The 13,287-nt window shown below is 51.9% G+C and carries 10 protein-coding genes and 3 pseudogenes; 7 read left to right on the forward strand and 6 right to left on the reverse strand.

Annotation, left to right across the window (positions count from 1 at the left end; translation table 11 throughout):
* Window positions 1-23 precede the first annotated feature (23 nt).
* From OR573_07000 to OR573_07020, 5 genes and pseudogenes are all read right to left on the reverse strand, one after another.
* Window positions 24-1,748, reverse strand: a complete 1,725-nt coding sequence (locus OR573_07000) for an EAL domain-containing protein (protein ID XGA81370.1) — start codon at window positions 1,746-1,748, stop codon at window positions 24-26.
* A gap of 8 nt (window positions 1,749-1,756) precedes the next feature.
* Entirely contained in the window at window positions 1,757-2,899 is a 1,143-nt protein-coding gene (locus OR573_07005; protein ID XGA81686.1) for a hypothetical protein, read from the reverse strand.
* A gap of 117 nt (window positions 2,900-3,016) precedes the next feature.
* Complete coding sequence (locus OR573_07010; GenBank protein ID XGA81371.1) at window positions 3,017-3,220, reverse strand: hypothetical protein; 204 nt, start codon at window positions 3,218-3,220, stop codon at window positions 3,017-3,019.
* Between the two features lie 470 nt (window positions 3,221-3,690).
* Window positions 3,691-4,230 carry a hypothetical protein gene (locus tag OR573_07015; GenBank protein XGA81372.1) on the reverse strand — a complete coding sequence of 180 codons (540 nt, stop codon included), beginning with the start codon at window positions 4,228-4,230 and terminating at the stop codon, window positions 3,691-3,693.
* A 113-nt stretch (window positions 4,231-4,343) separates the two neighbouring features.
* Window positions 4,344-4,583: pseudogene (locus OR573_07020) on the reverse strand (transposase).
* Window positions 4,584-4,712: 129 nt separating this feature from the next.
* On the opposite strand from OR573_07020, the gene OR573_07025 reads away from it, so the two are divergent.
* Together OR573_07025 and OR573_07030 are read left to right on the forward strand one after the other, a co-directional pair.
* Window positions 4,713-6,419, forward strand: coding sequence for a diguanylate cyclase (locus OR573_07025; protein ID XGA81373.1), 1,707 nt, complete (start codon window positions 4,713-4,715; stop codon window positions 6,417-6,419).
* A 506-nt stretch (window positions 6,420-6,925) separates the two neighbouring features.
* A pseudogene (locus OR573_07030) lies at window positions 6,926-7,117 on the forward strand (AEC family transporter).
* On the opposite strand, the gene OR573_07035 reads toward OR573_07030, so the two are convergent.
* Window positions 7,097-8,263: an EAL domain-containing protein gene (locus OR573_07035; protein ID XGA81374.1), complete on the reverse strand. Its 1,167-nt coding sequence runs from the start codon at window positions 8,261-8,263 to the stop codon at window positions 7,097-7,099. The pseudogene OR573_07030 and the gene OR573_07035 sit on opposite strands and share 21 nt — an antisense overlap.
* 989 nt (window positions 8,264-9,252) lie before the next feature.
* On the opposite strand from OR573_07035, the gene OR573_07040 reads away from it, so the two are divergent.
* The 5 genes and pseudogenes from OR573_07040 (at window position 9,253) to OR573_07060 (ending at window position 13,232) form a co-directional block, all read left to right on the forward strand.
* The gene (locus tag OR573_07040; protein XGA81375.1) at window positions 9,253-9,609 is read left to right on the forward strand and encodes a hypothetical protein; all 357 of its coding nucleotides are present in this window, start codon (window positions 9,253-9,255) and stop codon (window positions 9,607-9,609) included.
* Complete coding sequence (locus tag OR573_07045) at window positions 9,610-10,209, forward strand: hypothetical protein (GenBank protein ID XGA81376.1); 600 nt, start codon at window positions 9,610-9,612, stop codon at window positions 10,207-10,209.
* Window positions 10,209-11,150, forward strand: a pseudogene (locus OR573_07050) (ADP-ribosylglycohydrolase family protein). The gene OR573_07045 and the pseudogene OR573_07050 overlap by 1 nt, the downstream one beginning before the upstream one ends.
* Window positions 11,151-11,211: 61 nt before the next feature.
* The gene (locus tag OR573_07055; protein XGA81377.1) at window positions 11,212-11,466 is read left to right on the forward strand and encodes a hypothetical protein; all 255 of its coding nucleotides are present in this window, start codon (window positions 11,212-11,214) and stop codon (window positions 11,464-11,466) included.
* Between the two features lie 47 nt (window positions 11,467-11,513).
* A complete protein-coding gene (locus OR573_07060) occupies window positions 11,514-13,232 on the forward strand; it encodes a class I SAM-dependent methyltransferase (protein XGA81378.1) in 1,719 nt (572 codons plus the stop codon).
* The last annotated feature ends 55 nt before the right edge of the window (window positions 13,233-13,287 follow it).

Consider the following 13,287-nt stretch of genomic DNA (forward strand, 5'->3'; position numbering starts at 1 on the left):
TCAATTCTCTCGGGTTGTAGCGGCTACCATTTCATCCAGCGCACGAATTCGGCGGCCGGCATGGGGCGGGCGAAGTAGTAGCCTTGGACGTTATCAACCCCCCGTGACTGCAGGAAGTCTGCCTGGGATTCGTATTCTACGCCCTCTGCCACAAGGCCCAAGTGAAAATGATGGGCCAAAGAAATGATGGCCTCCACGATCCCCACACCGTCATGCTCGTCCGGGATCCGGTCAATGAAACTCTTGTCGATCTTGAGCACGTCGACCGGCAGCTCTTGCAAGTAGCTGAGCGACGAATATCCCGTCCCGAAATCATCTACCGCAATTCGCCCCCCCTTGGCACGGAGTTCCCGTAATCGCTCCAGCACCACCTTGGCGACCTCGCAAAGCATGGTCTCGGTCAATTCAAACTCAAGGTTCTCGGGAAGCACTCCGTAGCGGATCCTGAGGTCATCCACGCGATCGATAAAATCCGGCATTCCCACGTCAGCCGGCGTGATGTTGATGGCCATCACGAAATCCGGCTTCCAGTCCCTCCAGTTCGAAAGCACCCGAAATGCTTGGTCGAGTACCCAACGGCTAATTTTTAGAATCAGGTCGCTCTTCTCCGCGACTGGAATGAACTCTCCCGGCGAGACCAGTTCCCCAGAGGGCCGTCGCCAACGAACCAGCGCCTCAGCCCCGATCACAACTCTATCGGCAAGGCGGATCTTGGGCTGAAACCACAGTTCCAACTCACCATCGTCCACAGCCTTGGAGAGCTCGTTCTCGGTACGGATGTGCCAGAGTGCCTTTTCCTGAGCTGACGGGGAATAGAAGGCAGGTTCGCCGTCGGTGCCATTGGCCTGCCCTGCTGCAGCCATCGCAGCGCCAATAAGGCCGGGCACATCCTCGGAATCATCGGGCCAAATCGCGATTCCTACGCGAGGAGGGAGCCGAATCTCCTCTTGGCCGACGTGCAACGTCCGATCCCTCAGTCCGTGAATTTTTCGAGCCTGCGTCATCATTGACTCGACGCTCGTGCCGGTTCGAAATATGATCCCCCAGTCATTGGTTGTTAGCCGCGCTGGCTCAATATCGTCCCCCAGCCATGATCGAAGCCATGAGGAGAACGCCCGAGCGGCGGCGTCCAGGCCCAAAGTTCCCAGTGAACCCATGACCATGTCCATAGGTACGTGGATCACCGCTAAGAACACCTTTTTATCCTCTCTTGAGAGAGCTGCCAGTGCTATTTGCAGACGATCCTCGAACAGCGGGCGATTGGCCAGCCCCGTCACCGCGTCGTGATTGATGATGTAGGCCAATCGGTCAGACTGTTCCAGTGCCATCCGGCGGGCCCGGAGGAGGATGCAGGCCCGTTCCACCAATTCCACTGTATTGGTCGGTGTTATCACGAATGCATCGACGACCTCGGAATCCTGTTGTATCCGATGGTGTAGCTTGTCCTTGCCTAACACCAGCATCACTGGGAGAAAGATAGGCTCGCCTCGTCGTTTTGCAGCGACCAGCGCCGCCCTCCATTTCTGGAGACCTTCTATATCCACTACGGCCAGGTCGAATTCGAGCATCTCCCGGGAGCCATCGGTGACGGCCTGGACTGTAAAATGCGATTCCAGTATTTCCATCAGCCGCAGCCGATTGCCTGGGGCGGCCACGGCCAGAAGTACCCTCCCGCTATGCTTCCCAGTTTCGTTTTTTTTCGGTCCGGTCGACGGCCAGTCTGAGCGTGTATCCGAGTTCAACGACATTGCCCCTCCTAACTAACTGGCCCACGGCTGGACGATGGCTCACTTTTTGGCAGGCTGGGAAATGTTGCACCCACTCGGAGGATGTCGTCGTGGAGCTGCACGCCATCGGAAGTAATGCTGAAACGTATTGGATACTCGGAAAAATTACCAGTGCGTTTTTTCAGAAATCCGATGGCGCGTCCAAGCCCGCCCTCGTGGTCGATGTAGCGCAGGAGCATGATGTTGTCGGTCAGATAGCTGATACGCTCGGCGGTACTCTTGGCCTCGCCGGTGATTTCCGTCGTCTCCTCCAAGAGAAAGGCGGTCACCCCCATGTTCGCCAGATAACGGCAGATCTCGTGCAGCCGCTGGATCATTTCCTCACCCGCGTTAATGGAAAGCCGGAAACTGCTCACGCTGTCGATCATTACGATACGGACATCACGCCGTTCGACCTCATCCCGGATAAGGACGGCCAGTTCATCGGGACTATAGCTTAGAGCCTCAATCGAGTGGATGGACAGCAGGCCGTTTTCAACCATGTCGTCCACCGGCATACCGATGCCCCGGCAGCGCTGGAGAATCAAGTCTTTCGCTTCCTCGAAGCTAATGACCACTGAACGGAGACCTTGGGCGGCCAGTTCCCTCATGTACACCATACCCAGGTTGGACTTTCCGACTCCAGCAGGCCCGGAGATCAGGTTCGTCGAGCCTTCGTGTATGCCGCCGCCAGAGAGATCATCCAAAGCGGCGATCCCTGAACTCAGTATCCGGGGGGAAAACTGCCGAGTATGCTTCCGGGCCTGAAGGCGGGGCGCGATTTTCAGGCCATGGTCGGTGAGCCGGTAAGTATGAGGGCCGGGCGAAACATCGCTGCCTCGCAACTTGGGTAGACTGATTTGGTGAGGCTGATACCACGAATCCAGTTCAATGATGCCGTCGCTGAGAAACGACAGGTTGCCGTTCTCATCGCTGGCCCCTGCCTCGGACGTAAACACCACGGTCGCCCCCTGGTCCTTGAGGAGGTGGAGTAGCCCGAGCGCCTGGTGGCGGAAGTGTTGCTGGTCTTGGGCGAGATAGCGCAGGTGGCTCATGGAGTCGATGACCACGCGCGTCGGCGACTCCGATTCGACCTTCTTACGGATGGCGTCCATGACCGGTTGGCCTTCCACCTCCGCTACAGAGACGACGTCATAGCTCTCTTCGGGTGTGAACGCCGAGGCAGACGGCGATAGGTCCAAAACTCGAATGCTGGAAAGGTCTAAGCCGCCTGGCGCGTTATCACGGATCTAGTGCTCCCGTTCGCCGAAAGTGATCAGCAGGCAGGGTTCCTTGCCAGCGGTGAGAAACTGTAGGCACAAGGTAGTCTTGCCGGATCCGGGACCGCCCTTGACGAGATAAGCGCCACCCTGCGGCAACCCGCCTTTCATGACCTCGTCAAGTTCCTCGATCCCTGTGGACAGTCGGGTTCGTTCAACCGCAGTCTGTTCCATGCCTTTCTTCCCCTTTGTAGGCAAGAGCTGGTCATTTCAATTCCGAAACGGTATATAGAAACACTAGCACACATTACCCAATATGCAATTACAACACGGGATCATCCAGAATTGAGGAAGTCATAGTAGACCACCAAACGGTGGTGCTTATTCACGATCTTGATCATTTCAAGAACATCAACGATTGTCATGGTCATTTGGTAAGAAACCATGACCTCAGTCAAGCAGCGGAGATTGTCGTGGGTCAGCTTCGGCCATCGGATAATGCCTACCGTTTGGGGGCGAGGAGTAAAGTTGAGTGCCATATCCGTGATCACTGAAGGGGCTACTACGCTTGGCAGAACAGAAGACGTGTGGAGCAACTTTACGATAATTTCTAGAGGACGCCAGGACGATTGCACATCATGAAACGCGGCATTGTAGGATTTCCTGAGCTGTTTGAGGCCTGACGAACCCCCACGAATTTAGCGCTATGCGTCGCATAATGCCTGATGGCGAGCTTCTTCTCGGAGGCTTTCTTGAAGCGATACCCAGCAAAGCCAGGGCACAGCGCCGGAAGGTTGTCGACGAAGCCATTCCAGCCCAAGGCGCCATACCGATAAAACGTTTCGATGATCGATACTGTTGCTCTGGTAGTGTTTCTGTTGCCCTCTGGTTATGACGCCCAGGCCGGCAACCATCATTGCCATATTGGCTAACATCGCGATTAATGCATACCAAAATCCAGCCCGAACAGGGGCTTTTGACATCGCGAAAACCTTCTTCGATCTGCATTCGTTGCCGGTAGATGGCAACCACTCGACCAGAATCAGGGAACGTGTCATATGACCGATCAACACATTAGTCACCAGCCAATAAAACAAGGGGCGCTCCTCGTGCAAATGGTGGTTGCCCAATAGCCGATCCGTCAGCAAGGCACTCACCGTATCCAGAAGTGCTTGAAGACGTTTGGCATGTATTGAGGGGAGTGCTGATGTGAGCCAATTGTGTAAGAATCGTGGGGCCTGCATGGATCTCCTTAGGTATATTGTTTGTTTGGCGATTAACAACATGCCGACTCATGCAGGCTCTTTCAACATTACTCGCTGATTTCATTAAAAATATTCGCGGGATCTCTCAGCATTAAAAGTACTTGATCCGACCAGAGTGACTTGGCGACGAAATGATGTAGTGCTTGGTGACGCGCCTGCAAGTGGGTGGGATCCACGCTCGCTGCCATCGGTTCGATACTCTTCCGTGATAAGGACAGCATTAGGCCATAGCAGTAGTCCTTGAAGCTAGAAATGCGGTCTGCATGCCCTAGCTGAGCGGCCTATGTATCAAGGTATGAATCAAAACATTCATGTAGTGCATCGAGTAGCATAAACATTTGATATCATTGGATATGTTGCTTTTATTATAGCAAAACATATTTATGATACAGTAGGATTAGTTTTTGGATAGGCACTAACTACAATCAGGGCTCAACGTTATAGGCTGGATAACTTCCATTATGGATTTACCTCTTAAGCTGTATAAAGAGACTTTGGAGCATATCTCTGAAGCAATCACCATAACCGACGCACACATAGCCCCCCCCGGCCCTCGCATCGTTTATGTTAATCGAGCCTTCGAAGCCATGACGGGTTATCTTCGTTCAGAAGTTCTTGGAATTTCCCCGCGTATTCTGCAAGGCCCAAGCAGCTCACAAGAGGTCCTAAAGCGTTTGCAAGACGACATGCGAAAAGGTATCTCTTTTGAGGGCGAGACCTACAATTATCGAAAAAATGGAACGGTCTTTCTTATGAAATGGTCAGTCACTCCCGTAAAGGATAGTGCTGGCCAAATTACTCACTTCGTAGCGGTACAGCGTGACATAACCGAACAGCGTGAGCGCCAACATCGACGGGAACAGTTAGAAGAGGTAACCTCCATTCAACGGATGGTGGTGACAAGCAATCTGGATCTTCAGCGCGTTCGTGAAAAAGTTGTGGAGGCCGCTCTTGCAATGACCAATGCCGATGCAGCGGTGGTGGCAGAGGCAGAGGGTCAGGAGCTTGTTTACCGGGCAGTTGAGGGAGCCGCTAAAGACTCACTTGGATTGCGTCTGCTTGTGAGCCGGAGTCTTTCGGGTTTGAGTTATCGTAAACAGGAAGTTCTGCGGTGCGACAATTCAAGAATCGATAATCGTGTAGAACTCAAAGAAGCGGCTGAGAAGATTGGCTTTATTTCTGGCATTCTTGCACCGCTGGTTCATGAGCAGAACTGTTATGGTGTCCTCAAAGTGTATTCCTCGAAGCCGATGGCGTTTAACGAAGAAGACTGTCAGCTTTTGGAACTCGCGTCCGGGACTCTCGCTTCCGCATTATTCAATGCTGCGGCCTTTGACACGGAAATAAGCAGAAGAACCTTGCTAGTCGATAGCTTTCCAATGTTAGTCTCCTATATTGACCGGGAACAACGTTATCAGGAGATGAATGCCGCTTATGAACAATGGTTTGATGTAATTGCCAGCGAGATTCGCGGCAAGTATGTGTGGGAAGTGCTCGGTAATGAGGCGTATGAAACAGTTCGGCCTCACTTAAGCAAAGCTTTAAGTGGTGAGTCAGTAAGCTATGAGGCCCGCGTTCTCTATCGTACAGGGGGCGAGCGCGAAATTCATGCTCGATATGAGCCCCATTTTTTATCGAATGGGAGTGTCGCTGGAGTGTATGCTGTTATTTGGGATATGACCAAAAACAAACAAGCAGAATTGGACTTTCTCACGGGTATCTTTAATCGACGTAAATTTGATGAGATAGTAACCGATGCGCTGAAAACAGCCACTCGTTATGAACAGCCGGTTACGTTGGCCATGCTCGATATCGATTACTTCAAGGCGGTAAATGATTACCACGGGCACTTGGTTGGTGACCAAGTGATCAAAGAGGTTTCCCAACGAATTGTCAGTATGTTGCGAAATACCGACACTCTGGCACGGTGGGGCGGCGAAGAATTTATAATACTGTCACCGGGAATTAATGTAGAGCAAGGGATCCAACTGGCTGAGCGTGTGCGCAAGACGATTGGGTCAAAGGCATTTGCCGAGGTGGGACCAATAACTATCAGTATTGGTGTTGCTCAGTGGTTTCCTGGCGAAACCTTGAGCTCACTGCAGGCGCGAGCGGACAGGGCGCTTTATATGGCCAAGGAGACCGGTCGCAATAAAGTTTGCGTATAAAAGAGGCTTACGTTAATTCCAGTTAGTTGTTTTTACTGGGGATGCTTCGACCTTGGTGGTACTTACATCCGTCTAGCTGAGCGTCGGTGTAGTTCGCGACAATAAAAAGGTTCTGCACCCAGCGTCCCAGCATCTGGGAGTTGATACCCAGGCTTCTTGCGGCTTCAGTTCTTGTGTAATTCTGCTCAAGCACCAGACTGATGGTATCCAGTTTGAATTCTTTCGAGTACTTGTCTTATTGGCAATCTGTAGACGCACACGGATGGCCCAAATATCTCTAAGGCGCAGTGGAGCCTTCTGGCCAACCAGCTTACCTTTATTCCAAGGTGTACATGAGATTTCATTCGTAACGTTCATGGCATGATCCTCCAGGTGGAGGTCAAAGAATGGCTCAATTCACGCTCGTCATGTGCTAAGGTTAATTTACAGTCAGGGCTCGACCCAGAGCGGCCCTTTCGGCGAAAGTGAGATACTGATTCAGCCGTGTTATGCAGCTGGCACAGTAATTACGACTGGATTCGCTGCAACTGGCGGTTTTACTGGTGTTTGGAGCCTTACCACCTGCTGTGTTGAATTATCTGGTTGCCGAACAGTACAAGCTATCGCCGCATCATGTCATGTCGCTGGTGTTGATCGGCAACCTGAGCAGCCTGATCGCCGGCCGCCTTTGCATGGTTTTATGCACCGCTATGAGGTAAGGGGCCGGGTTTCCCAAGTAGGTAGCCCTGCACTTTTTGGACGCCTATATGCTTTAACGTGTCGAGTTCTTGTTGTGTCTCAACGCCTTCAGCAATCAAGCGGCTGTGTGTTTTGGAAGCAAAGCCTACTAGTGCAGCAGCCAATGCCTGGCTTTCAGGACGTGAGTCAATGTCCCGAGTAAGTGATTGATCCAGCTTGATCACCTCAGGTGAAAGCCTGAGGATGTGACGAAAGCTTGCATAGCCGGCGCCTGCATCATCAATGGCTAGTCGTAACCCTTGCGCACGCATATTGCTCAGCGCCTCGTATAGGTTGTCATAGTCATCAACGACGTCATGCTCGGTTACTTCGAGCATCAGGCGGTTGAGGGGATAGGGTGCTAACACTTCAAGTAGGCGGTCAGATACTATGGTACTCGGTGATGCATTAAGAGAAAGATAGGTAGAGTCCGGCAAGTAATGGAAGTACTCAAGAGCATGTTGTATGGCGGTTATTTCGAGGGTTTCCTGCAGGCCTACCCTGGCAGCTTCGTTGAACCACTTGTCAGGGGAGCGTTGGGGCGTGGCATTGAAACGTGTTAGCGCTTCATATCCAGCAATGCGTTGATTGAGAATGTCGTGCATTGGCTGAAAAACACAGTGTAAAAGATTCTGTTCCAGCACATGGTGGATGCGCGTTTTGATCATTTTATTTTCTTGGCGCTGCTTTTCTTGGTACTCCAGTTGATGGGCAGCAAACTCTGCAAATACATGCATCATGGACAGATCACGGCTGTTCAGCGTCGTATCTGGTTGACGATCAAAGCAGCACAAAGTCCCGTAGATACTGCCATCTTGCATGCGGATGGGTACACTGAGGTGGGCCCCAATGGGTAAACTCTGAGTCGCTTTAATGCTTAAGGCTTCGGGTTCCTGCTGTGCATCATGGATAAGCTCAGGTAGGCGGCCGTCAATAACTCGTTGGCAATAACTGTCTTCGCTGGAACCACTGTCATCAGCGTTAACAGGAAAGTTTTCATCGGCTTTATCAACTAACTCCAGCGAGCGTTGATCGTTCTCAATCCTGGAAATGAAAGCGACGTCCATATCAAAGTGCTTGCGAATTGCTTGAAGCGCTTTGAGTAAAGACGCTTCAGTTGAGGTCATGGGTTCCTGCTCCCAACCTAGTGAAATATTCAACAACGGATTCTGGCTAGGGGAGTTGTTCAAAGCTCACCTCATGATGAAGCGGTGTGTGAAGTGAAACGTACGCTAAGGTCATTCGTCCAGCTCCGATGGTTGCCTCAGCGACTTGAGTTGCCCATTTAATACTTGCTCAATAAGGGTAAACGAATGGTGCCCGAGCATGTGCTTGTGGCTGAGCGGGGAAAATCTGGTTTCATTTTTTTCACATCCTCGTCTTGCTGTGTCAAGTGATCAAGAGCAGTCTGCATTTAAATTGTGTGCCACAGTGAAGGCAACTGTGGCATTGAACAGGCATTTCGGATCTTTGGTATGCGATTAAGATTTTAGAGAAATCAATGATCTTACAGCCGGTCACAACAATTTCAGCACTTTTCATGGGTTGCTAAAAACCAAGTGCTTCACTCTACTTAGCTGACGTTAGCGAAAACACCGAAGAGATGAAGTCTTAACAATTATTTGCAAATGACCTCTGATCTTTTGCTTTGGAATCCCTGTTTAGTCAAGGTCTAAGACAATAAGCCAGAGTGAATAGGCCGGCGACAACACATAGGAACCTGTTCTGGTTCATCGTTTACGCACTGCGCTGCAGCAAATTCAGGGTTGTTCTCATTACCGTGCTTTTTCGCAAAGGCGCCAAGTTTACCCCAAGCATATCAGCCTCTCATTCAACCGCTTTCAGTAATGAGTCATCTGAGAGCTTCGTAGTCAGCTCACAATTACTTTTAATGATATGACTCAGTCCAAACAATCAGCGGATCATGGTGCCATTTTTTTTGGAGGCTCATGAGTGCTCACAAGACTACTACATGCTGAGCCGTCTTAATCAGAATCTCCTAAACATCCGCTTTTGGCCGAAACCGGCCTTTTCAGGTTCTGATGTAGTGGGACTGTGCAACCTGCAGGCTTTTGCGGCAAAGTAGGGTACAGCTGCAGATTGCAAGGAGATGCGGATGTCCGCCGCCAGTACCTATCGTCATTACCCCAGCTTCACGCGTCGTTTCACACGCTCCATCCTGAAGCAGATTGGGCTACCTAAGAAGCATGAAAAGGAAGTGTTTCTCGATCTAGTGGAAGACCCCAGAACCATGACCAGTATCAACGGTGAGGCACTTGTGCTCGAATACTGGCATGAGCGTCAGGGGCGAATCATCGTGCCGGAACCCTCGCTTTCGGCCTGGTTGCAGCAGGTGTCTTTGAGCAAGGTGCAAGGTGATTCGTTTGCCTGGCCGTATGAGTTCAGTACGATTTCTCTGCCGACTGCCCAGCTGTTTGAAGGCCATGCCATTGAAGGCATTATGGTGAGCTAGATGCAGGCGTCCTCTCTTCAACAGCGGTATGATGATTTTCTCCGCCAGTATGGTTCTTCTTTCCAGATGGAAGTGCCTGCCTCTCAGCCGGAGCAGTGGTTAACTATCAGTATTCATAATCCGCTGGAGCCTCAGTCGACCCTTAATCCTTCCCTTTTACGGGCAGCTTTTACGCCGGAACAGCTGACGGATTTCATCAACCGGGAAGCCATGAAGACCGTTGGGCTATCCGGTATGTCTATGAACGCCGATGAGCAACGCATCCTGAATGCCGTGATCCGTTATGTGGTCTCGCTGGGTATGTATCTGTCTGCCTACCCGGAGTCTCTAAACAGTGGCGTGCCATCGTATATGAAAAACAAGCACCCCAGTGGCAAGGGCGGTATGCCCTTTGCGCAGGTGGAGTACGACAGACATGATCGCGAACTGGTGGCCGCCATGGTGTCACCCCATTCCGTTTCACCTTACTGGCGGCAGCTGCGCGACGAACGTTTTTACCGAGGCAAATGGAAAAGTCATCGCCGTGGCAGCCGTTATGTTCTGGTCAGCGGCTATGAAGTAGGTAGCGATAAAACGGTTGCCGTAGAGAGAGCACAATAGTGAATCTTTCACCGGATCCATCTCAGTGGACAGGATGCCTGTTGGGTCTGGCCGTAGGTGATGCTCTGGGGGCGCCGTTGGAGTTTCATCCTCGCGACCGGCTTAAACCGATCACCGGTATGATTGAAGGTGGCAAGTTTCGGATGCGCCAAGGGGAGTGGACGGATGATACAGCCATGGCACTATGTCTGGCGGATAGTCTGATTGCCTGTGATGGCTTTGATGCAGCAGATCAGATGGTACGCTATTGGCGTTGGGCTGAAGAGGGAGAAAACTCAACCCGTCCACGTGCCTTTGGAATCGGTAAGACGGTTGCGGGTGCACTGGCAAGATATCAACAGTCTGGCTCCCCCTGGTGTGGAAGTGAGTCTTCAGCATCTTCCGGTAACGGTTCCCTTATGCGCCTGGCCCCGATTCCAATGCGTTACGCAGGATCAGTCATGCTGGGTGAGTATGCTGAGCTTAGTTCGCGAACTACGCATGCCTCTTCACTTTGCGTCAGTGCCAGCAGGCTGATGTCTCAGCTGATAAGCAATGCGCTTCTGGGGGCCACCGATAAAACAGCTTGGTTAATGTCAGTGCCTTCCGATGCACATGCACCCTCACTTATCAACGCATTGGCAGAGGGTGAATATCGCGTTAAAGAGCGAGTCGATATTTTTGGCAGCGGATATGTCGTCGAGAGCCTGGGAGCTGCTCTATAGTGTCTGTGGCGAACTGATTCATTTGAGGACGCGGTACTAATGGCAGCGAATTTGGGTGACGATGCCGATACGACAGCGGCTGTTACCGGCCAGCTGGCGGGTGCATTTTACGGTGTGGCTTCCATTCCTGATGCCTGGCTGGAAGTGTTGCATCAAAAGCAGCGAATAAAAGGTACTGCGCAACAGCTTTACAAAGCTTACTGTCTTGATGCTTCTTTGGCAGTTACCAACAAATAAGGACGTGATGATGTCTCTGGAAATACGCGATGATCACTTTATGGTGTGTACGGACTGTCAGATGATTATCGTCAATGATGACGCCAGCAGTCTGGATTATTCACTTAGTGAGGACGCAGCGAACGAGCGTGAAGAGCAGATTCGTAAGGCGATTACCGACATCCAGTCAGACGGCAGTTATCTTGTTGCCGGTGATGACGATCAGAATGATGAGTTTTCATCTAGGGCCTGCGATTGCTGTGGAACGCGTCTGGCTGGAGAAAGGTACCATTGCAGGCTTTTAAGGAACGTACTTCAGGAAGGTAGAGGATATTGACATTAAGAATTCATACGTCAGCACTGATACTGCTAAAGCAATAGAGCATGGCGACGCCTAATTCTACCCATTTCTACGATGAGCATGCTCAGCGCCTGTTTGATCAATATCAATCGCTGGAGTTTGATCGGGTTCATGGCGAGTGGTTGCATCATTTGCCGGAGCAGCCCGGGTTAGTCTTGGATATTGGAGCAGGCAGCGGGCGTGATGCCAAGGCATTGGCTCAGCGGGGTTGGCAGGTGGTCGCTGTTGAACCGGCTGATAAGCTCCGCGGCCTGGGGCAAACCACTACAGCTGGTCTGGACGTCAGCTGGTTGGAAGATAGCCTGCCTGCCCTGAACTCGGTGCGTCAGCTATCGCAACGCTTTCAGCTGATTCTGGTGTCCGCCGTTTGGATGCATTTGCCTGTTGAGGATCAGCAACGTGCCTTGCGTGTGTTGAACTCCTTGTTAGCACCGGGTGGGCACCTGGTGATGACCTTTCGTGAAGGCCCGAATAACGATGCCCGCCAGTTCCATCCGGTCGACATGGGCTTGCTGGATCGCTGGGCACAAAACCTTGCATTGTTACCGGTTCAAGCGAGTCACAATGGTGATCAGTTGGGACGAGATGGCGTGACCTGGCATTTACGTGTATTCCGGCTCCCTGATGATGGCACCGGTGCTCTGCCGTCACTACGCCATATTATCGTGAACGATGACAAGGCCTCATCTTACAAGCTGGGGCTGCTGCGCGCACTGATACGCCTAGCAGATAGCGCGCCGGGAATCGTAATGTCGCGTACGGATGAATGGGTCACGGTGCCACTGGGTGCCGTAGGGCTTTTCTGGATTAAGCTATACCGGCCCTTGTTAATCGAGCGTGATCTGCGCCAATCACCTGGCCAAAAAGGCTATGGCTTTGCCAAGGATGATTTCTATCGCCTTCGGCAACTGTCACCTCATGATCTGCGGGTAGGATCGGCTTTTCTTGATCCTCAATGTGCCGCCAGTGTGATGCGCGCGCTGCGTGATGCTTGCCAGACCATTCTCAAAATGCCCGCGCATTTTATTACCTGGCCTGGCAGTCAGCGTCCGGTCTTTGAAGGCCAGTATCAGGGCATGCGTGTCCGAGAACAGGCTGTTCGCCTTGATAGTGCAACGTTGGCATCTTTCGGCACGTTTCAAATCCCGACACCGCTCTGGGACGCTATGAGCCGTTACGCCTGCTGGCTGGAACCCGCCATCGTCCATGAATGGGTGCAGCTGATGCAGCGATATGACACCGGCTATGATACCGGCACTCTCCATCACGCCTTACAGTGGCAGGAAAGCCGTCGTGATACACAGCAGGTTCGTCAGCTGGTGGCACAGCGTCTGAAACATCCTGCGCCGTTGCCTTGTGTCTGGACGCACAGCGATCTGCACCGCAGCGCTTATGCCATCGATCATTGTTTCCCCTGGTCGCGCTGGAATAACAACGATCTCTGGAACCTGCTACCTGCGACGGAAAAAGCCAATCAGGCAAAATCAGATCGACTGCCCGCGGCTCAGGTGATGCACAAGGCAAGAGAAGACATTCTGCACTGGTGGCAATGCCTGGATGATAACCCGTCGATCCATCAGCAATTTAGGGATGAAGCAGCCGTTGCTTTGCCACTAACAACCCCTGATGCCTCTCTGGATAAACTCTTCGAAAGCGCTCTGTTGCAACGTCAGCGTCTAAAAGCCAATCAGCAGCTGGTAGAGTGGTTGGGAGCGTTCAACGCAAGGTCAGCCACGGGATGATGAAAGCCTTGATCCCGGTATGCTTCAGCCTCCAGCAAACACTTTTTAAATGGGT

Source organism: Halomonas sp. CH40 (genome assembly GCA_041875495.1).
Classification (GTDB): domain Bacteria; phylum Pseudomonadota; class Gammaproteobacteria; order Pseudomonadales; family Halomonadaceae; genus Vreelandella.

Coding starts and splice junctions, on each gene's coding strand:
- OR573_07010 (XGA81371.1), bottom strand. CDS start 3,220: ATGGAACAGACTGCGGTTGAACGAACCCGACTGTCCACAGGGATCGAG.
- OR573_07045 (XGA81376.1), top strand. CDS start 9,610: ATGCAGGCGTCCTCTCTTCAACAGCGGTATGATGATTTTCTCCGCCAG.
- OR573_07055 (XGA81377.1), top strand. CDS start 11,212: ATGATTATCGTCAATGATGACGCCAGCAGTCTGGATTATTCACTTAGT.
- OR573_07000 (XGA81370.1), bottom strand. CDS start 1,748: ATGTCGTTGAACTCGGATACACGCTCAGACTGGCCGTCGACCGGACCG.
- OR573_07040 (XGA81375.1), top strand. CDS start 9,253: ATGTCCGCCGCCAGTACCTATCGTCATTACCCCAGCTTCACGCGTCGT.
- OR573_07035 (XGA81374.1), bottom strand. CDS start 8,263: ATGACCTCAACTGAAGCGTCTTTACTCAAAGCGCTTCAAGCAATTCGC.
- OR573_07025 (XGA81373.1), top strand. CDS start 4,713: ATGGATTTACCTCTTAAGCTGTATAAAGAGACTTTGGAGCATATCTCT.
- OR573_07060 (XGA81378.1), top strand. CDS start 11,514: ATGGCGACGCCTAATTCTACCCATTTCTACGATGAGCATGCTCAGCGC.
- OR573_07015 (XGA81372.1), bottom strand. CDS start 4,230: ATGCAGGCCCCACGATTCTTACACAATTGGCTCACATCAGCACTCCCC.